This window comes from Streptococcus oralis, from assembly GCF_004127215.1.
Lineage (GTDB): Bacteria > Bacillota > Bacilli > Lactobacillales > Streptococcaceae > Streptococcus > Streptococcus oralis_BD.
In genome coordinates this window covers 1-404 of the sequence record NZ_QEWJ01000128.1, presented here as the reverse complement: position 1 = coordinate 404, position 404 = coordinate 1, and the positions used below count along the sequence as shown (strand labels likewise).

The following is a 404-nucleotide window of genomic DNA, read 5'->3' as shown; positions in this document are numbered from 1 at the left end:
GTGAGGGCGCCGAGCTCTCGGAGCTGGCCCGCAAGGAACTCGACGTCGTCGGTGCCGCGGCGCGGGCGGTGACCGTCTTCGGTGCTCAGGCCGTGCCCAACTACATCATCTCGATGTGCGAGTCGGTGTCGGACCTGCTCGAAGCGGCGATCCTGCTCAAAGAAGCCGGCCTGCTCGATGTTTCGGGCGCGGCCCACGGCGAGGTGTACGCACCTGTCGGCATCGTGCCGCTGTTCGAGACCATCGAGGATCTCCAGCAGGGTTCGTCGATCCTGGAGGCGGCGCTCGCGCTGCCGGTCTACCGCAGCATCGTCACCGCGCGCGGACAACATCAGGAAGTGATGTTGGGCTACTCGGACTCCAACAAGGACGGCGGTTATCTGGCGGCCAACTGGGCGCTGTAC

1 protein-coding gene is annotated in these 404 nt (G+C 66.1%); it reads left to right on the top strand.

Annotated elements, in window-relative coordinates:
• Positions 1 to 404 (top strand): phosphoenolpyruvate carboxylase (locus DF216_RS10660; protein WP_129326792.1); only part of this gene is annotated, 404 nt, incomplete at both ends.